Consider the following 25,678-nt stretch of genomic DNA (forward strand, 5'->3'; position numbering starts at 1 on the left):
ATGTTGACCTCAGTCATCCGCTTTTCGCTTACGCAGCGCCTATTTGTGCTGATTGTGGCGCTGATTATTATGTTAGCGGGAGCGCGAGCCTGGTTTTCCATTCCCTTGGATGCCTTTCCCGATATTTCGCCCACCCAAGTGAAGATCATCCTCAAGGCGCCCGGCATGACGCCGGAGGAAATTGAAGCGCAAATAACCGTGCCGATTGAAACCGAACTGTTAGGCATTCCCCATCAATCGATTCTGCGCTCGACCACTAAATACGCCATAAGCGATATCACCCTCGATTTCGACGAAGGCACAGATATCTATTGGGCGCGCCAACAGGTGAGCGAGCGCATCGCCGCCGTGTGGGACAGTTTCCCTGAAGGTGTGACGGGGGGCGTAGCGCCAATGAGTACACCGCTCAGCGAAATATTTATGTTTTCACTCGAAAATCCCAATCTTTCGCTGATGGAAAGACGGCAGTTGCTCGAATGGGAAATCCGTCCGCTACTACGAACCGTTGCGGGTGTCGCCGATGTGAATATCCTAGGTGGCTATGCCAAAAGCTTGAGTGTGACCCCCAAACCTGCGGCCATGGCGGCCGCGGGCGTAAGTTTTGCGGCGCTGCAACAGGCGATAGTTGAGAATAATCACAACGAAGGTGCAGGTAAGCTCACCATTGGCACAGACACCATCATAGTGCGCGCCGAAGGTCGCATCGATGATATCGACGAACTCAAACAATTAGTGATCAAGGCCGATGATGCCAGAGTGTATCGACTGCAGGATTTGGCCGATATTCAAATTGGCCACTTAGCCCGCTATGGCGCAGTCACGAAAGACGGTAACGAAACCGCCGAAGCCTTAATCATCGCCCTGAAAGACGCCAATACAGCACAAGTGGTCAAAAATATTAAGGAAAAGCTCGATCAAATCAGCCTAACCTTGCCAGATGGGAGTCAGATAAACACCTTTTACGACCGCGCGAATCTGATCAATACCGCGATTGATACCATCTCCAATGCCTTATTCGAAGCCGTAGTGCTAGTGATCATCTTGCTGGCGTTGTTTTTAGGCAACGTGCGCGCCGCATTAGTCGTGTCACTCTCGCTGCCACTCGCCGCGCTGATGACATTTTTGATGATGGATTACTTCAATCTTTCTGCGAACTTAATGAGTCTAGGCGGGCTCGTTATCGCCATAGGCATGTTAGTGGATTCATCTGTGGTCGTAGTCGAAAACATGGTGAATCTCATCGCGACTAAGCAGAGATTACCCCGACTGCATTTGATTTTTCGCGCGACCAAGGACGTTGCCATTCCCGTGGTGTCGGGCACAGTGATCGTCATGATAGTGTTCTCGCCCTTGCTGACCTTGAGCGGGCTCGAAGGCAAACTCTTTACCCCAGTTGCGGTCACTATCGTGTTTGCCATGCTATCGGCGCTGGTGTTGTCGTTAACTGTTATTCCGGTTATCGCCTCTTACCTCGTCAACGAAAAAGCCGCCAAGGAACCTAAGGCGATTGAAAAGCTTAAACAGCTTTATCTGGGCAGCCTCAAGAGCACGTTTAGCCATCAAAAACGCTTTATAGTGATCGCCTTTAGTTTGCTTATTGTCAGCTTAGGCTTGTTCGGGTTAGTGGGAAAAACCTTTATGCCGACCTTAGATGAGGGCGACATTATTCTGCAGTTGGAGAAGTCTCCGTCGATTTCACTCGAGGCTTCGATTGCCATCGACAAGCAGATTCAGCAAACTTTGCTGGCTAAAGTTCCTGAAATCAAACAGATGGTGGCGCGTACTGGCGCGGATGAAATCGGCTTAGATCCCATGGGACTCAATGAAACCGATGTGTTCTTAGAACTTCTGCCCCGCAGCGAATGGCGCTTTGCAAATAAAGAAGCGCTTATCGATGCGATCCGCACTGTGTTATTGGACTATCCCGGCGTTAATTTTAACTTCACTCAACCGATACAAATGCGCGTGTCCGAAATGCTCACCGGCAGCATTGGCGACGTGGCGATCAAGGTCTTTGGTAACGATATCGACACCTTAGGTCAGCTCACGAGCCAAATCCAACAGCTGGTTAATGCCACCAGCGGCAGCGTCGATGTGAAAATGGCGATGATCGAAGGCAGTCCTTTTATCAACCTCACCTTAGATAACGAGCTCGCTCGAGGCTTTGGCATGAGCACCATGGAGTTTGCCCGCTACCTGAAAAGCCAGCTCGAAGGCGTAATCGTGACCGAAGTGCTACAAGGTAAAAAGCGCACCCCCGTGCTGATTGCTAACAATCAGAGCCACTTAAGTAGCATTAATGAGCTTAAAAATCAGTTACTGGTGATGCCAGATCACTCCTTAAAACGCCTAAGTGATGTCGCCACCTTAAGCTATAAGCAAGGCCCCATCCTTATCGAGCGTGAGCAAGGGAATCGCTTTTCAGTGATCACCACTAACGTGCAAGGTCGCGATATCGTGAGTTTTGTAGAAGAGCTCAACGCTAAAATTGCGCAGGAAATCAAACTCCCGAGCGGTTATAGCGTGAGTTTTGGTGGCGAGTTTGAAAACCAACAGCGGGCCACCAGCAATTTACTACTAGTGATACCCATTGCTATCGCACTGATCACTTTGATTTTATTCACGACATTTAGCTCGCTTGCCAAAGCGGGCTTAATTCTCGCCAACGTTCCCTTCGCTATGATGGGCGGCATAGTTAGCCTGTATTTGTCAGGGGAATATTTGTCAGTGCCCGCTTCGGTTGGCTTTATCGCCCTGCTCGGCGTCGCTGTGCTCAATGGCGTGGTGATGGTCAGCTATTACGAACAAACCAAGCACAAGTTCAGCAACCTGCGCGAACGGGTGGAACAAGGTGCGGCGCGGCGTTTACGTCCCATTTTGATGACGGCGACAACGGCCATGTTTGGTCTTATGCCGCTGGTATTTGCCTCGGGCCCTGGGGCTGAAATTCAAAAACCTTTAGCGATTGTGGTGATTGGCGGTCTGCTCACTTCAACCATTACTACACTGTATTTACTGCCAATTCTGTATTTTTGGCTGGAGAAACGTAAATGAGCACAGAACAACTGTTAGTACTGATCGCCCAAAATGATATTAAGGACGACATAGTCGATACCTTGATAGAGTTGGAATTTCTGTCGGGTTTTAGCCTAGGGAATATTTGTGGTTTTAGCCGTGAACACAGCCATTTTAATATCAAGGAACAAGTGGAAGGTTATCGGGAGTTTTGTAAATTCGAAATCATGCACCCCGCTGCGCAACAAGCGGCGCTGCTCGCTGCACTGGCTTTGGTCTGCAAACATAATCCCTGCCGCTATTGGATTATGCCCATTTATCAAAATGGCACTTTGTCCTAACTCACTGCGCGGTTAAATCTAGGCATCCGACCTTATCGCTAAGGTCGGGATGCCTTATAAAATAGCTACAAAATTGGCGTTGGACGCCGCACTAAAAAACCACTCAAAATCGATAAAATGCAGTAAGCGGTAAAGAAGTAAAAACCGTTTTCAAATTGCGCCTGTGTTTTTAGCATTTCCCCCATGCCACCTGAGGCGTTCCCCGCCATAAAGGTGATGATCAGCGCCACCACAAACACATCGGCCATCGACCACTTAGCGAGTGCGTTGACGACGGCATTAATCCTCAGTTTCAGACCAATCGAACTCACACATTGCTGTGCCAGCATTAAACTCAACTTCAAGGCAGGCACCACCACGCTGAATAACATCACTAATCCTGCGACGAGCCCGTTCCCAGAGTGATAAAGTTCGGTCACCGTTCCCCAAATACTGCGGGTTTTCTGCAACACTTCGACTTCGCCCTTAAGGCTACTCAGCCCCAGCAAACCACTGACCATACTCAGCATACCGCGAGCGCTGTCGCGCCCCGAGTCTTCATCGAAACGTTGAGCAACTTGCTCTATGCCCTGCTCGGTCAGCTTGGCCTTATCGATAGTGCCGCTGATACTCAAAATAGGTTGAGTCACCCCAGGGATTAATAAAGCCAAAGATAAGAGAATGATAAAAATAGGAAATAAAGATTTCATAGCACTGTTCATCCCATTGCCAGACTGGAGAAGACATTCAGTTTACGGTTTTTAGCGCAGGCTCTGCAATCGTTCACACCAGCCATCGATACAGATGACCGGCGTTAGAGGCAGAATTTGAAAATTAATAGAAAGGCGTTGGATCGATATCCAATGAACTCGGTGACACGCCGCGCTCGATATACAGCTCAGATTTTAATAAATCCACCATAGCGACATCTGTGTAACGTTTTACTTTTAAAGAATAAAAACATTTTACGATTGGATGCAGTGCGTCTCTGTCCTTCGAAGCCCAGACAATACCAATTCGGCCGTCCGATAATTCAACTAAGGAACCCACAGGGTAAACACCAATACAACGAATAAACTCATAGACCAATTGTTGATCTAAGTGAAATGGCGTCAGACTGAGTAAAATTTTAAAAGCTGCGGCAGGGCTCATGGCCTCTTTGTAACAGCGCGTCGCGGTTAACGCATCGAAGATATCGACGATACAACTCATACGGCCATGGCGGGGGATTTCATCACCTTTCAAACCCCTTGGATAACCACGGCCATCTAACTTTTCGTGGTGCATCAAGCAGATATCTTTACTGATCTGCGACAGACCAGTCGTTTCGTTCATAATTTCAAGCGCATACACTTGATGCAGCTTCATATGTTCGAACTCTTCTGGTGTCAGTTTACCCGGCTTGTGCAGCACTTTATTATCGACTTTAATCTTGCCAATATCGTGCAAAATCCCACCGACCGCCATTTGCCGCAGCATATCGCGATCCAGCTGTAGATATTTACCAAAGGTTACCAGCAGAAAGGCGACATTCACTGAATGTTCGAGTAGATAGGCATCTTTTGAACGGAGCGCAGACATACATTTAAGTGCATCAGCATCTAACATAACAGACTCAATCATGGTATCGGCTAACGCTTCGAAGGGCGCAACTTCGATGGCTTTACCTTCGAAGGTTTCGGATAACACTTTACGAATAAGATCTTTCGCTTCGGTCAGCATAACCTTAGCTTGAGCTTGTTGCTTATCGCGACTCACTGGCGCTTTTCGATTGTCGGTTTGACTATCGTTGGTAGCTTTTTTCTTTAAACCGCAATGTTCTGCCGAACGCTCGGCGTCTACCCAAACAAATTTAATACCGCTTTTGGCCAGTTTTAAAATCGCATCCTTGTGCTTAATTTGTCCAGCATTTGCAATAGCAAGTTGACCTTTATCATTTTTGTCTATGGCACTGACAAACATACCTAATGTCAATTGCGACACAGGTAATTTGATAAGCTCAACTGATTCTGCCGACTCACTCATATCTACAACCCCAAGGATGATGTGCCCGAATAAAATATCAACTTAACCATACGACATAAAAGCGACCTACGCTCAAATGTTCTGTTGTTATTCTTGATTATTATAGAACAGGCGTGAGGGGCATTCTAAGCCGCGCATTAGAAAATCACCATAGACTTTCTTAGTAAACAAAATGCCCTAAACAGTATGCGATGGAATAAGGGCTCAAGGCTTAGGCAAGACCCGTTTCACACTCTCACTTTTTCAATAAATGCCTTAGAGCTAGGCATTCAAAACCGGCGACCATCACGCGCGAAAAGCTCACAACTACCCCACATAACGCTCAGCCATTTCAGTTGACTCTTCCACCAATAAACCATTACGTAAACTCAGTTGCCGTGATACAGCGCTGTGTTCAATACTTCTGTGACTGCTGAGCAAAATAGCGCAACCTTGAGAGCTTAACCGCTTCAGCAAGTACCACACTTTGCCGTAGTAATGCTTATCCATTCCCGCCAATGGATCGTCTAAAAGCAATACTTTAGGACGTAAACAAGCGAGTGACACTAAGGCAATCAAGTGCTGTTGGCCGTAGGATAATTTGTGGGGCGACAGCTGAGCTAAGCTAAATAAATCCAATTCATCCAACATCTGCGCCGCGCGTTCTTTGGGAAGTTCAAAACGCCTAAGGCTAAACTGCATTTCGGCGAGCACGCTGGTCTCGAATAATTGTCGACTCGGCCTTTGCATCAGCAGTCCCAGCTCAGCGCCATAAATCCCTAGCCTAGGTCTTCGCCCTAGCACTTTAAGGGGAAGACGCTGCCTTGAACTGAGTACGCCAGCTATGATTTTCAACAAACTCGTTTTACCTGAGCCGTTATCTCCCACTAAGGTCACTATCTCACCCGCCTGTAATTGGAACCCGTGCGGACATGCAAATAACGTGGGACAAGCATCGAAACCAAACTCAAAGGCTTCAGCGCTGACTAAGACTTTACCCAAATGCTCAAACTTAGGCTGATTTAGCCACGCAGGCGCCTCAACTTGCGGCGCATCGCTCACGGTATAGATGCCTTCGGACAACTTACCAGCCTCTAACTGCCAATAATGCTGAATAATCTCGGCGAATGCCGAGGCGTTATGCTCAACTAATACTAGCGCCATACCATCTTGAATAAGATTGCGAAGCACGACCAGCAGCTCACTCACACCGTGATCATCGAGTTGTGCCCAAGGTTCATCGAGCAACAGTAAATGCGGCTCTGACACTAGTTGGGCGGCGATCATTAAGCGATATTTTTGACCGAGGGAAAGCGTGCTGACTTGGGTATCGAGGCGCAGATACAAGCCCACGCGCCGTAGTGCTAATTGCACTTTAGGTAGCATTTGCTCGGCGGGAATACCGAGGTTTTCTAAGGCGAAAGCCACCTCGGCACCAACGGTTTGACTTAGTAGCTGAGTTTGTGGGTCTTGCATTACCAGACCCGTAACCAATTGAGGATAACGCCAGATGTCACCTTCATGCGGGCGATTTAACACGCCCGCCAGTAGGTTTAGCAGACTCGATTTTCCTGAGCCCGTAGGACCGCTCACGCAATGGCATTGGCCTGTACCAATCGCCAAGTTAATTTCCTGTAATACCGTCGGTAACTGGCTGCCATAGTTGAAGCTAACGCCTTCGAGATCTAAGAGTTTCATGCTATATCTGCCTATAAAGATCTAACGAACAGCCTATGACAAGGCTTCACCCTAGTCGTCTTTTCATTCCCACGGCGAGTCATACGTTAATAGACATCTAACTTGTCACGTAGAAAATTTAAGATGTGCCAGCTATTGTGGACCGCGATTATTCTGTCTCAACCGAAAAACGTTTAAAAACCAACCTAGATCGACTAATTACGACAAAGGGAAAGTACATTTAGCGACTAAGAGACAAAATGTCCACCGAGGGTGACTTGCCCGACAAAAAGACCCACTCAAGTCACATTTTTTATCAGCGAAAAATGAGACTATGGCGAAAGTCACACGATAGGGCCTTACATCTTGACACACTCGACCGTGGCCTTTAATTTGAGCGAAAGATTCTTATTTACAGGCTGAATCAACTAAAGGTAAATGACTGGAAAAAGAGTACATTAACCTGAGTCGAATTCATTGACGCTGACAGAGTGATCTTCAGCTTTCGCCTTCATCCCTTATCTTTGCTTTGGAGTTCTATTTGCCCGTTCATGCCCTGTCTGAAGACCTTAAGTCTCTCATCGACAAACTCATTCAATTAAAGCAAGTTCCGCCGACGGAGCCGATAGTACAGTTGTCGCTTAGTACTGTCGCTATGCCTTTAATTTCATGGTTGGCATCGCAGACGCAATTTCCGCGTATCTACTGGCATGGGCGCGACAGAATCGAAGAAGTCGCGGCGATTGGGGCGTGTAAAGACTTCAGATTTGAAACCGGGATTAACGATCAACAACTGGCCATGGCCTACCAAGAGCAGCGAGCCTTATCGACGAATCAAAATATTCGTTACTACGGCGGCGTTGCCTTCGATCGCACCATAGAATCTTGGCCAGAGTTCGGTAATAGTCGCTTTATCCTGCCGCGCATTGAATTTAGACGCAGCGGTAGCAAGTTTAGTCTGTTGGTGAATCTTAATTTTGCCGAGAATGATCACCATAGCGAAATCGACAAGGCCATTGCCGCTATCGAAGCTGTGATGCCCGCGAAACCACTCTCGCCGCCGAAGAAAATCGTTCCTCTTGGCCGTAGTGACAAGCCCGATTTTGAACGCTGGAAGACCTTAGTGGAGCAAGTGGTCGAGCCAAAGTTCAATCAAGACACCCCAAAAGTGGTGTTATCCCGCTTAACTCAGCTTGAAGTGAACGAACCTATCGATCCTTGGATGGTACTGGCGTGCTGGCAGGGACGTAATCCCAACAGCTTCCAATTTGGCTTTCAATTCAGCCCAGAACGCACTTTTATCTCTTGCTCACCGGAGCGTTTATTCCGCCGCCGTCAGCAAGAATTATTCACTGAGGCGCTAGCAGGCACAACGGTACGCGGTCTGAGCCAAGAAGAAGATATTGCGCTGGCGAATGCCTTGTTAGAAGACAACAAGAATAGCGTTGAGAACCAACTCGTTCGTAGCCACATAGTAAATATGCTCACGCCGCTGAGCAATTATGTCGGCGCCGATGAATTAGCGACCATCTTTAAACTGAATCATATTCAACATTTGCACCGCGCGATTCGAGCCGAATTAAAGCCGGGCGTAAATGATTTTCAACTGTTGCAAGCTCTGCATCCAACCCCTGCTGTGGGTGGCTTACCGCGGCATTCGGCATTGAACTTTATTCGTCAGCGTGAAGGTTATACTCGCGGTTGGTACGCTGGTGCCTGCGGTTACTTCAATAAGTATGAGAGTGAGTTTTCGGTGGCTATCCGCAGTGCGTTGATCGAACCGGGTCGGATTAATCTATTTGCGGGGGCGGGAATTATTGCGGGTTCTGAGTCCGAAGCTGAGTGGCAAGAGCTTGAAAATAAACTCGCGACTATCATGTCGATTCTGTTCGAAATGTAATAAGTCTAAGACCTATTTTTCACCATCAACCCTGCGTTTTTCAAGCGTTTCAAGGTAAAGCCTGTCCTGTTCACCCGAATCAATTAAACGTTTATGTGCAAGGTCAAAATGGTGTTTCAGCATCTGACCTTTTTCAGTATTCGCGAAGGCGAAATAGGTTTCGGCCTTGAGTACACCTTGAATAATCACAAAATTTTGTGACGCCTTCAGCTTAGGCACATACATAAGCAGATTAGATTTATAATCCAGCACGGCATCTATGCGCCCTGCATTTAAGCTATTGAGCATAGTAAGCATATCGCTGCTTTCTTCGTAGTACATGGGCACGGGAGTCAACATATTGTATCGATAGGCCAACATGGCCTGAACCCTCTTATGGGATAGACTCTCAAGTCCTGTCCAAGTCGCCGCTAACTCGGCGGTCACCGCTACATCGATAGAATCCACTTCAACCGTATTCTCAGTTAACAGCGCCTTTTTAGTATCTCCCTTATAAACGCTGAGGGTGATATCGGTACGATTATGCTCAACCAGATAAAGGCTGCGGGCAAAGGGCATAAACTGCACTTTGAGTTGCCATTCTGGCTCAGGGAAAACCCGCTGAAGTAACTCGAAGTAATAGCCCGTTTCATCACGATTGGCAAAATCATCCCACGATGCCGTCGCTACATTGACGACAATCGGCTGGGCGGCGCAAATGGATACAGGTAACATGGCTAAAAGTAAGCAAAAAATAGCAAAGAATCGTCTCATGGTTATCCTCCTTCGACGTACTCAAAGTGTAGAAGAGTTTTCATTCTATGCGTACATTTAAACAGCAGGCTTGCATCTTAAAACTCGGCCACTATAATGGCGACCCGATTTCGCCTCGCTGCGATCGGTAATGTTCGGTAATGTTCGGTGATATTGTCGTAAACATAATAAATTGAAAATTAGCGGGTTCCCTCACCCCGCCCTACACAACTAAAAAGGCCACATATGTTAATGTTAACCACAGCGCAGCTTCGCCGCGCCTTATTCCTATTAGTAGGATTCCACATACTGATTATTTGCGTCAGCAACTACTTAGTACAATTGCCATTTCAGCTATTTGGTTACCACACAACTTGGGGCGCATTTAGCTTTCCATTCGTGTACTTAGCCACAGATCTCACTGTCCGTATTTTTGGCCAACAAGCCGCACGTAGCATCATACTCAAAGCTATGGTTCCCGCTTTGATGATTTCCTACGTGATGGGTGTCGTGTTCCATCAAGGTAGCTTCCAAGGCGCTGACTCACTTGCAGAGTGGAATACCTTTGTGTTCCGAATCGCCTTCGCCAGCTTTGCTGCTTATTTGATTGGTCAGTTAATGGATATTAAGGTTTTTGCCCGTCTTCGAATGAGCCGCTCTTGGTGGGTCGCGCCTGCAGCATCGACCTTAGTGGGTAATCTGGTCGATACCTTAGTGTTTTTCAGTATCGCCTTTTACGCCTCTTCCGATAGCTTTATGGCGGCCAATTGGCCCGAAATCGCCACTGTCGATTACGGTTTTAAGCTGATCGTGAGCTTAGGTCTTTTCCTGCCTGCCTACGGGGTTTTGCTAAAAGTCTTACAAGACAAGATTTTGCGCACCAATCCGCAAGAATCAATTTCCTGATTAACTCAACTGGCCAGACCTGTTATAATTTGACCAGTTAATAGCTCAGCCCTGCTAACGCGCGAGTGGGGCTGATTTTTTATGAGAGCAAGCAATGTATTCTATCGAAATTAAAGCAGAGTCAGGTTTGACTCCCGAGTCAGCCACTCAGCTTATCCAACTTAGTCAACAAATCCCTGAACTCGATCGCCCCCTCACCAGCGAAGTGTTAAATCAGCGCTTACAGGGCAAGCAGTGTTTGATCTTAGTCGCGTATGTGGAAGGTGAATTGGCAGGGTTTAAACTAGGTTACGAGCAAGAAAATGCCATCTTTTATAGCTGGTTAGGTGGCGTTGCCTCAGATTTTAGACGTTTAGGCTTAGCGCAGAGTCTACTCGAATATCAAGAAACTTGGGCACGCCGTCAAGGCTATAACCATATTCAGGTGAAAACGATGAACCGTTTCCCTGCGATGCTTAATTTGTTGATCAGTAATCAATATTTAATTACCGAGCTCAAGGCCGATCCAAAAAACTTAGTCGATCATAAACTGCATCTACGTAAGTCGATCTAAACAGTTAATAGATAAGAGCGAAACGATATTTGTAAAGATGCGCACTTTTTTCAATAAATAGCTTGCAAACACAATTGAGAATGATTATCGTTAACGTGCGTTCCAAAACTCATCTTTAACAACGATGACTGGTAATCGACGTTGTTACGGAGCTCCTGAGTTTGCAAGCACGACATTGCTCACACACACTCTTTGTGGCCGGATTCATCATCCGGCTTTTTTTTGCCTAAAATTCGGTGATGCAAAGTCACATAAAGCAGAACTAACAACTGCTTAATGACACTAATCAATCGAATACAACAAACAGCCATATCTCACTCGGTAAAACTCATCGGCAAGCTAATCGGCAGACATGTCGCTGTAGTTGCCCGCAATATGTAAGCCCTCGTAGGGATTATTTTGCTGATCTTCCTTCGCCTCATGGTACAAGCCTATGGTAAATAATGTGCCTTTACCTAAGGTTGAGCTCACTTCTATCGTGCCGCCAATCCGTTTAATAATGCCGTAACTGAGCGAAAGCCCTAAACCAGTGCCATCCTTACGCGTGGTGTAAAAGGGGTCGAAAATCCGCCCTAGCTGCTCTGGTGCAATTCCAGAACCTTCATCTTCCACTTCGATTTTAACGCCAATCGGCATATCTTGCTGCACCCAGTCATAGGTTCGCACCCAGATACGTCCTTTACCGTCCATCGCATGCGCCGCGTTTACTACCAGATTAATCAAGACTTGCAGCAACTGCGGTCGATTAACCTGCACTGGACAACTGGCGTTTAACTCAGTGATCAATACCACTTCTTGTTTCTGAATCGAATGCCGCACTAACACCAACATTTCTTCAATAATGGGGGTAATCGGATGCATTTCTAACGGGGCGTTAAATTCACCCGGACGACTGTACTGCAACAGGCTGCGGATAATGGTGCTGATCCGTCCCACCTGTTGAATAACGAGATCAATTTCTTCTTTTACTACTTCCGCATTATCGCCAAGCTCGTAGCGCAGTAACTCCATGTTGCCGAGGATAACGGCGGTCGGATTATTGATTTCATGGGCAATACCCGCGGTCAATTCACCGAGTGCGGTGAGCTTCTCGTTGGTGACGAGCTGTTGACGTGTTTCATTCAGTAACGCCACGTTACGTTGCAGTTCTAAGGTTTTGTCCTGCAAGCTGCGGGTACGCTCTTCGACCTTCATTTCAAGCTGCTCTGCTGCCGCTTGGATCTGGGCATTTCGGCGCTGCAGCAGATCGAGCATACTGTCGAACTGCTCGGCCAAGTTCGATAACTCGTTATCCCTATCTAACCCTAACGCGCCAATACGAATATTGCGCCCCGACTGTACTGCTTGCACAACATGGTGGATACGCTCGATCGGCTGCAACAAGCTATAGGCGCCGCGATAAACCAGCAAGCCCGACACCAGCAGCACCAACATTAGAATCGTGCCTAGCTCTATGATATTTAATAAATAATTATGGATAAAAGGCGACTCAGAAAAACCCGTATAGATCATGCCAACACGCTGGCCGCGAATATCTTCCAAGGGAGCATAAGCGGATATAAACCAATCATTAAACACAAAAGCGCGGTCGACCCATTGCTCGCCTTGGGTTAACACTTTTTCCTTAACTTCCTCCGACACTAAACTGCCCAGCGCGCGACCTTGCGTCTCGTTGCCCGTGGGATAAAAGTGCAATGGTACGTTAGTGGAAATACGGATGTTGTCTAAGAAGATGGTCACAGTGCCAATGGAGCGCTCGGGTAAGGTGCCCTTGTCATACACCAAATCACGAATGTGATCGACAATCCGCGTGTCACGATTAAACAGAATGCCACCATCCAGATACCAAGCCACTTTACCTTGCATATCAGGCACGGGTAGCAGACTACGGCTTAATAAACCGCGTTCTTCAACGGTTTTAGTCGGGCTCTGTGCCCGCAAGGTCGCGACAATCGGGATGCTCGCAGTGATCGCCAATTCGGGGTCTATGCGCGCTAAACGCTCTGGCGGTAGCACCATCAAGCCGGAATAAGGTAATAAACCGTTTATCTTTGGGAGGATCTGCCGTAAATCAGGGTCAGCGGCCGCTTCGGCGACAGTGACGAGACGCAGATAATCGAGGTTAAGTTGTTTTTTCTGTTCGAGGAGAAATGCGTCGAGACTGGCCCTGTGGATGACTTCACCAGTTAATTCTTTACCACTAAAAAGTGGCCTAAAATCATTTTGAAAGGTCCAAGACGTTACCACACGTTCGAGTTGCTTTTCTTGCCGTACTTGCACTTGCTGCAAGGTATTTTCGGCAACAGATAAGTCAGCTTTAACTTTCATAAACAGCTGCTTACCTGTGTAGCTGATATTCCAGTAAATAGTGATAAACACTAAACTCACCAGTGTCAGCAGAATAGGTAGTAATGTCAGGATTAATATGCGATAGCGCACCTTGGCCTGCATTTGCTGCCAACTGACACCAAAAAAGTGAGTAAAGAATGACACCCTATGACTCCTGATCGCCGCTGAAATCAAACCACTCTTTATACTTACGATCTAAAGTTTTACGCGAAACGCCTAAATCCCTCGCTGCGGCAGACTTATTGCCAGAATGTAAGTCCACAACGCTAGTCACATGGTGTTTTTCGACTTCTTTTAAGGGCCAATCCAATGGATAACCCGATGTAGATAAAGACTCACTCTTCAGCTGTTGTTTCCAATATTCCGCAGGCGGCTTGCCCAGCAAAATACAGCGCTCAATCATATTGCGCAGCTCACGAATATTGCCCGGCCACTCGTGTTGTTGCAACTTCACCATGTCCTCATGGCTCCACACTACTTCTCTAACCCCTAATTCGGCGGCGAGTTGACGGGTGAAGTGATGGGTTAACTCGACCACATCTTCGGGTCTGTCACGTAATGGCGGGATTAAAATATCGAGCACATTCAGTCGATAATATAAGTCACGGCGGAAATTCCCCGCATCCACTTCATCAATCAGAGTGCGGTTGGTGGCCGCGATCACTCGCACATCTATGTTCACTTCTTTCTCGCTGCCCACAGGGCGAATCGCTTTTTGCTCTAATACTCTGAGTAATGCCGTTTGCATTTTCAGTGGCATTTCGCCAATTTCATCGAGGAAAATCGTCCCGCCCGAGGCAAAACTGAATAAACCTTCACGATTACCTTTGGCACCCGTAAATGCGCCTGCGGTATGACCAAACAGTTCACTTTCGAGCAATTCAGGAGCGATAGAGCCACAATTGACTGGGACAAAAGGTCCCTGACGTCCACTGAGCAAATGCAATTGGCGTGCAACTAATTCCTTACCCGTGCCCGACTCACCTTGGATCAACACCACGGCATTGGTCGGCGCCACACGTTCGATAATGTGTTTCACCGACTTCATGGCCTCACTGCTGCCAATAATGGTCGATGAGTAACCAATTGAAACCTCACGGCGCAGCATCAAGTTTTCGCGTTTGAGCAGGCGGCGTTCGATACAACGATCGACCGCTGTCATCATCTGCTCAAGGTGGAAAGGTTTCATGATGAAGTCAGACGCACCCGCGCGCAGCGCAGTAATCGCCACTTCCATGTCGGCATAGCCGGTCATAAAAATGATGTCCGAACGACGACCCTGCTCATCTAGCGCTTCGTGCCATTCGATACCCGAGCGGCCTGGCAGTCGAATGTCGACGATAAGCAGATCGAAATGGCAGCGGCTACGGAGCTGCTCCGCATCTTCGATACTGCCTGCTGTTTCGACTAAGGCGAATTTCTTCGAGAGTGCCTTATTTAAAAAACTGCGCATTCCGGGTTCATCATCAACAATCAGTACCGATACTGCCGATGGAAGAGGCTTGAGGTTATTATCTATCTGGCTCATATTGTCTGCTTCTGGACATTTTGACTCATTTGCGACCAATTCTAGCACTGAAAATAGATGAATAGGTCACTATGAACCACAGGAAGTAGGTGCTGAGACAATTTGTCTGTAGAGTATTTGTTAAGCTTGGGATCAAGCTCACAAATTAGGTTAAGCTGTGAAGAAAATGACCGCATTCTCAGCTTGGCATCTAATTTGCTTTCAACCGAACGTATTACAATTTACGAGACCTTCCACTCAGTAGGCATTTGAGTTGGAATCCTATTTTTCGCCAAGGAGTACCCATGCTAAACATGAAATCTCATATTAAGTCACTACTGGGCCTGGTTGTTGCAGCCAGTATGTTCACCGTTTTACCCGCTCACTCGACTGAAGTTATCAAGTTAGCCACGACCACCAGCACTGAAAACTCAGGCCTATTAAAAGAACTGTTACCTAAGTTTGAAAGTGAATCTGGCTACAAGGTTCAAGTTATCGCCACTGGTACAGGCAAAGCCCTGAAACTGGGTGAGCAAGGTGACGTGGATTTAGTTATGACTCATGCTCCAAGTGCCGAAGCTAAATTCGTCGCCGACGGTTTTGGTGTTGAACCCCGCGGCATCATGGAAAATGATTTCGTAGTACTGGGCCCTAAAAATGACCCAGCAAAAATCCGTGACAGCAAAAATGCCGAAGAAGCTTTCGCGAAAATAGCCAAATCAGGCGTACCTTTTATCTCTCGTGGTGACAATTCAGGCACTCACATCAAAGAGTTAGAAGTATGGAAAGCGGCAAGTGTGACACCCGATTTCAAAGGTTACACGTCAGTAGGTCAAGGCATGGGCAAAACCCTGCTAATGGCAAATGAAATGCAAGGTTATACTCTGTCTGACCGTGGTACTTTTGTAGCTTACAAAACTAAGCTAGATCTTGGTGTTGATTTCGATGGCGGCAAAACCTTAGCCAACCCATACCAAGTTATCCTGATCAACTCTGCTAAGTACCCAGATCTAAACCACAAAGGCGCTAAAGCGTTCAGTGACTGGTTGATCAGCAAAGAAGGTCAAAGCATGATCAATAACTTCAAAGTTGATGGCGAGCAATTGTTCAAGGCAACTTATAGCGAATGAGCGACGGCTGGCTAGCACTATTACAGCAGGCGTTAAGCCTGCTGTTTTCTTTAGACCCCGACGTTTGGTCCATCATTTCGATCTCGTTTTCGGTATCTTTCGCGGCGCTGCTCATCACGCTGGTGCCTTCTATGGTACTCGGCTTTGTGCTGGCGTTTGCGCCATTTCGCGGTAAATGGATAGTCACTAACTTAGTTCAAACTCTGCAATCAATCCCCACTGTGGTTATCGGTCTGCTGGTCTATTTACTGCTCACCCGCAATGGTCCTCTTGGCGATCTAAAATGGTTATTCACCCAAGAAGGTATGATCCTCGGGCAAATGTTGATCTGCGCGCCGGTACTGATTGCGATGAGCCAAGCCGCCTTTACTAGCGTTGACCGTAGAGCATGGGAAACCTCACGTACTTTAGGTGCCTCTTGGTGCAGCGCCGTATGGACAGTCTGCCGCGAGCTACGTATGCCCTTACTGCTGGCAATTGTCGCGGCGTTTAGTCGTATTCTGACCGAAGTGGGTTGTTCTATGATGGTCGGCGGTAATATTTTAAACGTAACCCGTAACATACCCACAGCTATCGCACTCGAAACCAGCAAAGGCGACTTCGCCCAAGCTATCGCCCTCGGGCTAGTGCTGCTAATCTTGGCCTTGATCCTCAACTTTGCCCTCGGTGGTTTACGCGGCAAAGCCATGCCAAGGAGCCATTAAGCAATGACGAAAGTCAAACTGATCGCCCGTGACTTAGAGATGTCCTTTGGTGCGCGCCTGTTATTCAAAGCGGACGCATTAGCGCTCTGCCAAGGGGATGTGATTTATCTGCAAGGCGACAACGGCACGGGTAAATCGACCTTGATGAAAATTCTTGCGGGCTTGATGGCGCCAACGAAAGGCAAAATTGAGACTGTGGGTTTTGCCCAAAATGCTTGGTGGCGACGCAATCCCTTATTAGGTAAAGCAGTTTATTTGCACCAACATCCTTATTTGTTCGACGGCACAGTGGAATATAATCTCACCTATGGGCTGAATTTCAGTTCAGAAACAAAAGCCAAGGCGAAACAACGTATTACTCAAGCGATTGAGATGGCGCAGCTAGGGTCGCTGCTACACGCCAGAGCTAGTAATCTCTCTGGCGGCGAAAGACAACGGCTCGCCATTGCGCGCGCTTGGATCCTACAACCTAAACTGTTAATGCTCGACGAACCGACCTCCAATATGGACAAGGATTCCCAAGAGCTCGTATTAAAAATGATCCAACAACTCAAACACGAAGGCACAGGTATGTTGTTGAGTAGTCATCAGAATTGCGCGTTAACCTCCATCTGCGAACAGCAGTGGCATATAGAAGGCGAACGAGTGACGACCTCTTATCAACACCCTGAATCTTTGCCAGCACAGGAGTCTTTATATGTCATCGCAAATTGATGCCGTTATTCTCGCCGGTGGCATGGCGCGTCGCATGGGCGGCGACGATAAAGGTCTCGTCGAATTAAACGGCGAAGCTATGATTAAGCACACAATAGACAGAATAAAACCTCAGGTTAAGGAGATCCTGATCAACGCAAATCGCAACCAAACACGTTATGCTGAGTTCGGTTTTAAGGTGATAAGCGATGAACATACTGGTTTCCTCGGCCCTTTGGCGGGAATGATCACCGCAATGGGGCAAACGGATGCAGACTACTTATTGGTGGTGCCCTGCGACTGCCCACTGCTGCCAACCGACCTTGTGCCGCGTATGCTGGCAGCGATTAAGGCTGAAGATGCGGAGATCGCCGTCGCCAGTGACGGTGAATATGAGCAACCCGTCGTCTTACTGTTAAAACCCAGCTTACGTAACTCGATGAAAGCGTTTCTTGAGGCGGGTGAGCGTAAAGTGGACTTTTGGTATGCCAAGCATCACTTTGTTGTGGAGTCTTTCTCCGACCAGCCCAATGCCTTTGTAAATGTGAATACGCCAGAACAAAAACAACGACTGGCCATGGAAATTACCAAATAGCTAAGGCTCCAATAACCCAAATTAGAGGTGCAAATGAGTAACCCCTTCGTCAATCCGCTCGCTATTCCCGTTCTCGGATTTTGTGCCTACAGTGGCACGGGGAAAACCACCTTACTCAAGCAATTGATCCCCGAACTAAATCAACGTGGTCTGCGCTTAGCCGTGATCAAACATGCGCACCATAATTTCGACGTGGATATTCCCGGCAAAGACAGTTACGAAATGCGTAAAGCCGGTGCGCGGCAAATGCTGGTCGCCTCCCACGTGCGCTGGGCGCTGATGACAGAAGATGCACGCGATGGCGATCCTGAGTTAGTCCATTTGCTCAAGCAAATCGAAGCCGACAAAATCGATATCGTCCTTGTCGAAGGCTTTAAAAAACTCGCTTTACCTAAAATTGAATTGCACCGCGCCGCCCACGGTAAACCTTTTATCTACACCCAAGATGAAAATATCCTCGCCATCGCCTGTTGCGATGATACTCAGCTGCCAAGCGACGCACTTCCAAGTGAGCTGCGCCGACTCGATCTCAACAATGTCAGCCAAATTGCCGACTTTGTCATTGAGTATGCCCAAAACTGGGAAGCGCCACTCCAATACCCGATTTCAGCCGTGGATGCCTGCGCCATAGGCGACAATAAAAACCTCACCGTCAGCCAAGGTTTAGCGCAAATTTTATCCCATGTTTCACCCGTGGCAGAAGTCGAAGAGATTGACTTAGACGCCTTAGATAACCGCGTACTGGCTAGCGACAGTATTTCTCCCGTCAACGTGCCGCAACAAACCAATTCGGCGATGGATGGCTACGCCTTTGTCTATCAAGACCCCATGCCTACTACCTTAAAACGGGTGGGTGAGGTCCTTGCCGGTCATCAATATTCGGGCACGCTTAACGTCGGCGAAACTGTGCGAATCATGACGGGCGCGACTGTGCCCGTGGGTGCCGATACTGTGCAGCCCCGTGAACTAGCCAAGGAAGTCGACGGCAATGTTAGCTTCGACGGCCGTATTCTGGCGGGTCAACACGTTCGCCTCGCGGGGGAAGATATCGCCCAAGGCCAAGTCGCCCTCGCCAAAGCCACTCGCCTAAGCGCCGCCGAACAAGGTTTACTGGCTTCACTCGGGCTCAATCGCCTGAGTGTCTATCGCCGCCCAACCGTTGCCGTGTTCTCCACCGGCGATGAAGTGAGCCAACCTGGCGAAGCACTCAAAGCCAACTGCATCTATGACTCAAACCGCTTTACCATCAAAGCGATGGCGAAACGTCTTGGTTGTGATGTTATCGATTTAGGCATTATCGAAGATTCTGAAACCGCGCTCGAAGCGACGCTCGCTAAAGCCGCTACCCTTGCCGATGTCGTCATTAGCTCTGGCGGCGTGTCAGTCGGTGATGCGGATTACATTAAAACCGTACTGGCCCGCTTAGGCAAAATCGATTTTTGGCGGATTAGCATGCGTCCGGGTCGGCCCCTCGCCTTCGGCAAAATCGGTGATAGCTTATTCTTCGGATTACCGGGCAACCCTGTAGCGGTAATGGTCACTTTCCTGCAATTTGTGCAGCCCGCTTTACGTAAATTAGCGGGTGAAGTGAACTGGCAAGCGCAGCTATTCCCCGCAATAAGTGATGAAACACTGCGAAGCCGCCAAGGCCGTACCGAATTTATTCGCGGGATTTATCAACTTGGCAAAGATGGACGCCTGCACGTGAGCAGCACGGGTAACCAAGGTTCCGGAATGTTAAGTTCAATGGTCAAAGGGAATTGTCTCATCATCATAGGCGATGATGCAGAAGCCGTGAATGCAGGTGAAACTGTGTTTATTCAACCCTTTGCGGATCTGCTTTAAGATCCAGTGAGTTTTTATGAGTCTAATGGTGGATTCCTTTGGCCGTAAGGTCGAATATTTACGGCTCTCGGTCACCGACCGCTGCGACTTTCGCTGTGTCTATTGCATGACGGAAGATCCCTGTTTTCTGCCAAAGGACCACGTACTCCACCTCGAAGAGTTAGCTTGGATTGCCCAAGCTTTTACCGAGCTTGGTGTGACTAAAATTCGCCTGACTGGCGGCGAACCCTTAGTTCGCAACGATTGCGATCAGCTAGTGAGCCTGCTTGGCAAACTGCCTGGGCTGACAGATTTGTCCATGACCACTAATGGTTCAAGGCTGAAAAAATTCGCTAAGCCCATGTTTGCAGCAGGATTAAAGCGCCTCAATATCAGCCTAGATACTTTAAACCCCACATTGTTTACCCAGTTAACACGTAACGGCAAATTAGTCAGAGTCATCGACGGTATCGATACCGCCATTGCGGCGGGCTTTGAACGTATCAAGATTAATGCAGTGATTTTAAAGCAGCAGAATGATAATGAAGTCATTGATTTAGTTGATTTCTGCCGTGGTCGCCGTTTAGACATCGCCTTTATCGAAGAAATGTCGCTTGGCGAAATAGATGAGCGTAAACGCGCCCGTCATTGCAGCAGTGATGAAGTCAAAGCCATCATAGAAAGTCGCTATCCGCTGCAGCTATCGAGCAAACGCACTGGCGGTCCAGCGCGGTATTACACTATGGCCGACAGCCCAATCCATATCGGCTTTATCTCGCCTCACAGTCACAACTTCTGCCACGAATGTAATCGAGTGCGCGTCACAGTCGAAGGCCAATTATTGCTGTGTTTGGGCAATGAGCATGCCGTTGATCTCAAAAGCATAGTCAGGGAATTTCCCGCAGATATTGAGAGACTTAAAGCCGCTATTCTCGCGGGCATTAACCTCAAGCCTAAGCAACACGACTTTGGCAATAATCAGGTACAAATTCTACGCTTTATGAACGCCACTGGCGGTTAAGTATCAACCCTCAATCGCTTAAGGGCTAGCATCTCAATTTGGCCGTGATAAACTCGAAGCATCACCCCATACTTAGCGTCACACATTTCTATGGCCTTAACTCGTAAGCAATGGAATAACGTCATTATTGTCGCCTGCGTCTTTATGGTCGCCGTGCTGACTTATATGGATAACAAGACCAATAATGTTCCGAGTGATGCTCAGCTGTTATTTGACGATAATGCGCCGCTTTCACAGCTGCAACTCGATGGAATGTGGCTGCACAAGCAAGCATCACAATGGGAGTGCGACACTAAAGTTCTCAACTGTGATGAATGGGCAAAGGCGTGGCAAACCATACGGGTGTCTCCCTTAACGGCGGCACCAGAAACCACAGATAATCCACAAGAATTAGTCATCCAGATTGCAGATATCCGCGATGCTCAGCTGTGGATCTATTTCCCCAATGAAGGCGCGTTAAAGTCACCCGCTGGCAATTGGTATTTAGTGCCTCCGAGTTTACGAGCTAAACTACAACCGATCCTCGATGCGAAACCCGCAGCTTAATGCCGCCCCATTTTACTTAAGATAAGAAAGAATCCATGCCGGAATTACCAGAAGTTGAAGTCACCCGTCAGGGTATTGCCCCCTTCCTTGTCGAACAAACCGTGGTTGATCTTGTGATCCGCAATGGTTCGTTGCGCTGGCCAGTGCCTGACATCGCCAAACAAATTATCGGCCAAGTCATACGCCAAGTGCGACGCCGTGCTAAGTATCTATTAATCGACACTGACGCGGGCACTAGCATAGTGCATTTAGGCATGTCGGGGAGTTTACGGATTTTGCCCCACGATACCCCAGTAGAAAAGCATGACCATATCGACTTAGTGCTCGCCAACGGCCGCATTTTACGTTTTAACGATCCCAGACGTTTCGGCGCTTGGTTGTGGTGTGAACTCCCAGAAGAAGCCCATCCATTACTCGCCAAACTGGGACCAGAGCCACTGACCCAGGCTTTTAATGTCGCACAATTAGCGGCAGCTTTAGCGGGCAAGAAAAAAGCCATCAAGCTCTGCCTAATGGACAATCATATCGTGGTGGGAGTGGGCAACATTTACGCTAATGAAGCCTTGTTTGCGGCGGGCATTCATCCTGAAGCCGAGGCAGGTAAGATCGATATCGAGCGTTTAACCGTTTTAGTTGCCGAAGTGAAGCAAATCTTAGCCCACGCCATTAAGCAAGGTGGCACCACACTGAAAGACTTCACCAATGCCGATGGCAAGCCCGGCTACTTCGCCCAAAAACTGCATGTCTATGGTCGCGGCGGTGAAACCTGCACCAGCTGCGGTAACCTATTGAGTGAAATCCGTTTAGGCCAACGCACCACAGTATTCTGTGGCATTTGCCAGACACGCTAATCTCACCGATAAAAATGCCTGCAATCGCAGGCATTTTTAGCTTCTTAGATATGACTTTTGATTACTCTTTTAACCAACGACCTGGATGATCGGTAAAGTAACGATATTCGCGTTTGGGCTTTTCGCACTGCGATTTAAGCTCAGTGGTCGATAACAAAATCCACTCATCACGATGGGCCATTCCCATGCTCTTGCCGCCTTTGATATCGAAACAGCTCAGCTCAGCCCCGCTCGGCACTAATAAATAACGCTGTTTATTTTCCTGCATCCATTGCCATGCATTACGCTCTTGTTCCTCAACTGAAGCAAGATAACTAAAGTGCGTCACACTCATGGGAGAGAACAAAATAAACTGCTCTTTAAAGTTCACTAAGCCTAGCTCGGCGTCCTCGCCAATTACCTCTGCCGTATGCAGCATCAAGCTTCTAGGAGTGCGCATTTCATCGAGCATAGAATACCCCCAAGTACTGATCAGCAACCAGCCTAAGGCAGAGACAATCCCCATCTTAACGAGAGCAAACTGTTTACGGGCGAGCCAAAGCAGCAGGAACCAGAGCAGACCAAGCAGGATAAATAGGTAGCCAATACCCGTTAAATCGTCGGTATAGTCGGCAAGGGCTTTGACTAATGCGGGATGATGAATAAGCGCAAGCACACCCGCCAGCAAGACCACTACACCTAAAAACCACAGTAATCCACTGACAAGTTTTTCAAACCACATTTTAGGCGCAACATCCGTTAACACCGCTGAGGCCGCCAGCGCCAACATAGGCAAAGCAGGCAGAATATACACATTACGCTTACCCGGACTGATGCTGAAAAACAACACTACCAGTGCCACCCAAATCAACAGAATTGCAATAGTAGGATCGGTCCTCACCTTCTGCACCCATTGTTTCCAGTAAGCAACCACCAGCAGCGAAATAGGGAACCACATCCACGGAATGACACTTAAGACAAAGAAATACCAAGGCTTAATATGATGCCAAGCGTTGACATAACGCTCACCAGTTTGCTTAAACAAGATATTATTTTGATAGGCAATAAGTTCGGGCGTGCCATGGGCTTGCACTGTCAGCACCATGGGCGCCAACCAGCAGGCAATCACGGCAAGCATAGCCAAAGGCCCAGCAAGACATAGCCAAGTTAAACGACCTTGAAAACGGCTTTTGTCTTTAACGGCATAAATACCAATAGGGATCAGCATTAATAAAGGCAAAAAGCCGACGCCCTTAGTGATCACCCCTAGCCCCATAAATGCCCAGCCAGCAAAATACCAGCGCCAATGGGGACCGAGCAAAAAGTGGCGGATCAAGCCGTAGCATCCCACTGTGATCCAACACATCACCATAGCATCGATCTGGGCATTTTTAGCCTGCATTAAAAACTGCGGCACAATCAACAGTAACAGGGCGGCATTGCGGCCAACACGTACATTCCACAATCTGGCGCCAAGATCGTAAACCAGGAACACTGTCAGAAGTCCGCACAACGCGTTAGGGAGGAGGAAAGCGAGCTTAAGAGAATCCGTCATCTGGTAAAATAGCGCGATAGCCCACATGAATACCGGCGGTTTATCAGGGTAGTACTCGCCACCACGGGTAGGAAATAACCATTGTCCCGAAGACACCATTTCCCGTGCGACTTCCACAAAACGCGGCTCATCTGCAGGCCAAGGGGATCGAAATCCTACCCCCACCAGCAAAATTAGCAAGCTTATCAATAGCAAAGGCCAGAGTACTTGGTAGTAATCCTGACTATTGAAACGGCGAGTAAGAGCTTCCATCCTGAATCCTTATGCTTCGGTTTCCAATTCATCGACCTGTTTACGCAGGCTGGAACGGTACAAATACGCGCCAATCACGCTTGATAGGATAAATAATCCGATACTGATCCCTAGCTGATGATGATCCGATAAACCTATACCCGCCCCCGCAAAGCTAAAAATCAACATCTGCGGTAAATAGCCTAATACGCTGCCCAGCATAAAGCCACGCGCAGGAACATGAGTTGCACCAGCAAATAGATTGGTGAGTAAATTACTGCCGACGGGCAGTAAGCGTATCATCAGCACTTTCAACCAGGTTTTGTCGCTGATAAGAGCTTCAAACTTTTGCAACCTAAGGCCAAAGCGGCGCTGTAAACTGCTGCGGATAGTTAATCTCGCTACATAAAAAGCCAATACGCAGCCGACCAAGGCGGCTAGCGTTGAAAATAGCCCCCCATAAATCCCACCCAAGGCAAAACCAAAGACAAAAGCGATAACTTGTCTTGGGCCACCAGCAGCGGTAAATAGCGCACCAACAGCCAACAATACTAAGAGTGCAAACGAGCCTTGTTCTGCAATAAAATGCGCGACCCAGTTGCTATCGGTCAAATGCTCAAACATCCCCTGTTGGACGGAAAACATCAACGCCAGCAGAATGAAAACGATAAACACCGCATTATAGAATCGCTTCATTATCAGTCACGCCAACTTGCTTGACTGCGAATAACCTTGGCTATTTTCGCCCGCCGCCCAAGCCAGATCACCCCCATAATATCAACGATACCAACCCAGACACGATTCCAAGCCGTGTACTTAGAGATGCCCACTTGACGATTCCTATGATTCACCACCGAAATAAGAATCTCCCCGCCTATACGACGCACTAAGGCAGGAATGTATCTGTGCATATGGTCGAAATAGGGTAAACGAAGGAAGGTTTCACGGGGAAATAACTTTAGGCCACAGCCCGTATCAGGCACGCCATCGTGCAGAAACGCATCGCGAACCTTATTCGCAAAGCGGGACTGGAATCGCTTCCAAGCGGTGTCTTTACGATTTTTACGGTACCCCGCAATACAGAAATGCTCGGCATGGATCTGCGGCAACTGGGCCAGCATGGCCGGAATATCGGCGGGATCATTCTGGCCATCGGCATCTAAGGTCACAATATATTTGCCGCGTGCGTGCAAAACGCCGGTCGATATCGCAGTACTTTGCCCCGTGCTTCGTTCATGGCGAATCGCTTTAGCATCACATTGCTGTTCAGCTGCGGTGCGCATCACTTCACCAAAGGTATCATCTTCACTGCCATCATCGACAACAAGGATTTCAAACTCAGTCAAACCTTGAAGAGCTTGGCAAATCTCTTTCATTAAAGGGCTAATGTTGCCCACCTCATCTTTAGCGGGGATCACAATAGAGATCAATTTAACACTCCACAACTTTATGACCACAAATACGGTATCACACAATTATTGCAAAATTAAAATCTGGATAAATAGGTAATATGACTTAAACAGAATGCTAGTGTGGAATTGTAAACTAGTAAAAAGACAAGAAAGAGCTCTTAATTTGGAACTGTC

General features: G+C 47.9%; 22 protein-coding genes. 13 read left to right on the plus strand and 9 right to left on the minus strand.

Features of this window, described 5'->3' with window-relative positions:
- Nucleotides 1–3,054, plus strand: coding sequence for an efflux RND transporter permease subunit (locus NE536_RS15135; protein ID WP_261273196.1), 3,054 nt, complete (start codon nucleotides 1–3; stop codon nucleotides 3,052–3,054).
- Complete coding sequence (locus tag NE536_RS15140) at nucleotides 3,051–3,356, plus strand: DUF3240 family protein (RefSeq protein ID WP_006079422.1); 306 nt, start codon at nucleotides 3,051–3,053, stop codon at nucleotides 3,354–3,356. Before NE536_RS15135 ends, NE536_RS15140 begins: the two co-directional genes overlap by 4 nt.
- Nucleotides 3,357–3,421: 65 nt before the next feature.
- Here NE536_RS15140 and NE536_RS15145 read toward each other — a convergent pair whose 3' ends face one another.
- The 3 genes from NE536_RS15145 to NE536_RS15155 all read right to left on the minus strand — a co-directional run bounded on the left by NE536_RS15145 (nucleotide 3,422) and on the right by NE536_RS15155 (nucleotide 7,037).
- On the minus strand, nucleotides 3,422–4,057 hold the full coding sequence (locus NE536_RS15145; protein ID WP_012090633.1) for a paraquat-inducible protein A: 636 nt from the start codon (nucleotides 4,055–4,057) through the stop codon (nucleotides 3,422–3,424).
- A 112-nt stretch (nucleotides 4,058–4,169) separates the two neighbouring features.
- On the minus strand, nucleotides 4,170–5,360 hold the full coding sequence (locus NE536_RS15150; RefSeq protein WP_259573999.1) for an HD-GYP domain-containing protein: 1,191 nt from the start codon (nucleotides 5,358–5,360) through the stop codon (nucleotides 4,170–4,172).
- A gap of 306 nt (nucleotides 5,361–5,666) precedes the next feature.
- Nucleotides 5,667–7,037, minus strand: a complete 1,371-nt coding sequence (locus NE536_RS15155) for an ATP-binding cassette domain-containing protein (RefSeq protein WP_261273197.1) — start codon at nucleotides 7,035–7,037, stop codon at nucleotides 5,667–5,669.
- A gap of 520 nt (nucleotides 7,038–7,557) precedes the next feature.
- On the opposite strand from NE536_RS15155, the gene NE536_RS15160 reads away from it, so the two are divergent.
- The gene (locus NE536_RS15160) at nucleotides 7,558–8,916 is read left to right on the plus strand and encodes an isochorismate synthase (RefSeq protein WP_261273198.1); all 1,359 of its coding nucleotides are present in this window, start codon (nucleotides 7,558–7,560) and stop codon (nucleotides 8,914–8,916) included.
- 12 nt (nucleotides 8,917–8,928) lie between these two features.
- Here the strand turns inward: NE536_RS15160 and NE536_RS15165 are convergent, their stop codons facing one another.
- The gene (locus NE536_RS15165; RefSeq protein ID WP_261273199.1) at nucleotides 8,929–9,669 is read right to left on the minus strand and encodes a substrate-binding periplasmic protein; all 741 of its coding nucleotides are present in this window, start codon (nucleotides 9,667–9,669) and stop codon (nucleotides 8,929–8,931) included.
- Nucleotides 9,670–9,894: 225 nt separating this feature from the next.
- Between NE536_RS15165 and NE536_RS15170 the strand changes: the two genes are divergently transcribed.
- Nucleotides 9,895–10,554, plus strand: coding sequence for a 7-cyano-7-deazaguanine/7-aminomethyl-7-deazaguanine transporter (locus NE536_RS15170; RefSeq protein ID WP_006079405.1), 660 nt, complete (start codon nucleotides 9,895–9,897; stop codon nucleotides 10,552–10,554).
- A gap of 94 nt (nucleotides 10,555–10,648) precedes the next feature.
- Complete coding sequence (locus NE536_RS15175) at nucleotides 10,649–11,107, plus strand: GNAT family N-acetyltransferase (protein ID WP_261273200.1); 459 nt, start codon at nucleotides 10,649–10,651, stop codon at nucleotides 11,105–11,107.
- Between the two features lie 339 nt (nucleotides 11,108–11,446).
- Here NE536_RS15175 and NE536_RS15180 read toward each other — a convergent pair whose 3' ends face one another.
- Complete coding sequence (locus NE536_RS15180; RefSeq protein ID WP_261273201.1) at nucleotides 11,447–13,600, minus strand: sensor histidine kinase; 2,154 nt, start codon at nucleotides 13,598–13,600, stop codon at nucleotides 11,447–11,449.
- A 1-nt stretch (nucleotide 13,601) separates the two neighbouring features.
- The gene (locus NE536_RS15185) at nucleotides 13,602–14,984 is read right to left on the minus strand and encodes a sigma-54-dependent transcriptional regulator (protein ID WP_006079400.1); all 1,383 of its coding nucleotides are present in this window, start codon (nucleotides 14,982–14,984) and stop codon (nucleotides 13,602–13,604) included.
- Between the two features lie 284 nt (nucleotides 14,985–15,268).
- On the opposite strand from NE536_RS15185, the gene NE536_RS15190 reads away from it, so the two are divergent.
- From NE536_RS15190 to mutM, 8 genes are all read left to right on the plus strand, one after another.
- On the plus strand, nucleotides 15,269–16,093 hold the full coding sequence (locus NE536_RS15190) for an ABC transporter substrate-binding protein (RefSeq protein WP_006079399.1): 825 nt from the start codon (nucleotides 15,269–15,271) through the stop codon (nucleotides 16,091–16,093).
- Nucleotides 16,090–16,797: an ABC transporter permease gene (locus NE536_RS15195; RefSeq protein ID WP_107402989.1), complete on the plus strand. Its 708-nt coding sequence runs from the start codon at nucleotides 16,090–16,092 to the stop codon at nucleotides 16,795–16,797. The genes NE536_RS15190 and NE536_RS15195 overlap by 4 nt, the downstream gene beginning before the upstream one ends.
- A gap of 3 nt (nucleotides 16,798–16,800) precedes the next feature.
- Nucleotides 16,801–17,511 carry an ABC transporter ATP-binding protein gene (locus NE536_RS15200; RefSeq protein WP_115335872.1) on the plus strand — a complete coding sequence of 237 codons (711 nt, stop codon included), beginning with the start codon at nucleotides 16,801–16,803 and terminating at the stop codon, nucleotides 17,509–17,511.
- Nucleotides 17,495–18,085 (plus strand): molybdenum cofactor guanylyltransferase MobA, encoded by a 591-nt coding sequence (gene mobA / locus NE536_RS15205; protein ID WP_261273202.1) that lies wholly within the window; start codon nucleotides 17,495–17,497, stop codon nucleotides 18,083–18,085. The genes NE536_RS15200 and mobA overlap by 17 nt, the downstream gene beginning before the upstream one ends.
- A 33-nt stretch (nucleotides 18,086–18,118) precedes the next feature.
- Nucleotides 18,119–19,930, plus strand: coding sequence for a bifunctional molybdopterin-guanine dinucleotide biosynthesis adaptor protein MobB/molybdopterin molybdotransferase MoeA (locus tag NE536_RS15210; RefSeq protein WP_261273203.1), 1,812 nt, complete (start codon nucleotides 18,119–18,121; stop codon nucleotides 19,928–19,930).
- A gap of 16 nt (nucleotides 19,931–19,946) precedes the next feature.
- Nucleotides 19,947–20,930 (plus strand): GTP 3',8-cyclase MoaA, encoded by a 984-nt coding sequence (gene moaA, locus NE536_RS15215; RefSeq protein ID WP_261273204.1) that lies wholly within the window; start codon nucleotides 19,947–19,949, stop codon nucleotides 20,928–20,930.
- Nucleotides 20,931–21,020: 90 nt separating this feature from the next.
- A complete protein-coding gene (locus NE536_RS15220; RefSeq protein WP_106648854.1) occupies nucleotides 21,021–21,476 on the plus strand; it encodes a hypothetical protein in 456 nt (151 codons plus the stop codon).
- Nucleotides 21,477–21,511: 35 nt separating this feature from the next.
- Nucleotides 21,512–22,327: a bifunctional DNA-formamidopyrimidine glycosylase/DNA-(apurinic or apyrimidinic site) lyase gene (gene mutM, locus NE536_RS15225; protein ID WP_011845381.1), complete on the plus strand. Its 816-nt coding sequence runs from the start codon at nucleotides 21,512–21,514 to the stop codon at nucleotides 22,325–22,327.
- A gap of 61 nt (nucleotides 22,328–22,388) precedes the next feature.
- Here the strand turns inward: mutM and NE536_RS15230 are convergent, their stop codons facing one another.
- From NE536_RS15230 to NE536_RS15240, 3 genes are read right to left on the minus strand one after another with little or no spacing between them, the layout of a single operon-like run.
- Nucleotides 22,389–24,113, minus strand: coding sequence for an ArnT family glycosyltransferase (locus NE536_RS15230; protein ID WP_261273205.1), 1,725 nt, complete (start codon nucleotides 24,111–24,113; stop codon nucleotides 22,389–22,391).
- Nucleotides 24,114–24,122: 9 nt separating this feature from the next.
- The gene (locus tag NE536_RS15235; protein WP_261273206.1) at nucleotides 24,123–24,788 is read right to left on the minus strand and encodes a TVP38/TMEM64 family protein; all 666 of its coding nucleotides are present in this window, start codon (nucleotides 24,786–24,788) and stop codon (nucleotides 24,123–24,125) included.
- A gap of 2 nt (nucleotides 24,789–24,790) precedes the next feature.
- A complete protein-coding gene (locus tag NE536_RS15240) occupies nucleotides 24,791–25,522 on the minus strand; it encodes a glycosyltransferase family 2 protein (protein WP_261273207.1) in 732 nt (243 codons plus the stop codon).
- Nucleotides 25,523–25,678: the final 156 nt, after the last annotated feature.

Origin of the sequence: Shewanella septentrionalis, from assembly GCF_025370265.1 — a bacterium.
In the GTDB taxonomy this organism is placed as follows: Bacteria; Pseudomonadota; Gammaproteobacteria; order Enterobacterales; family Shewanellaceae; genus Shewanella; species Shewanella hafniensis.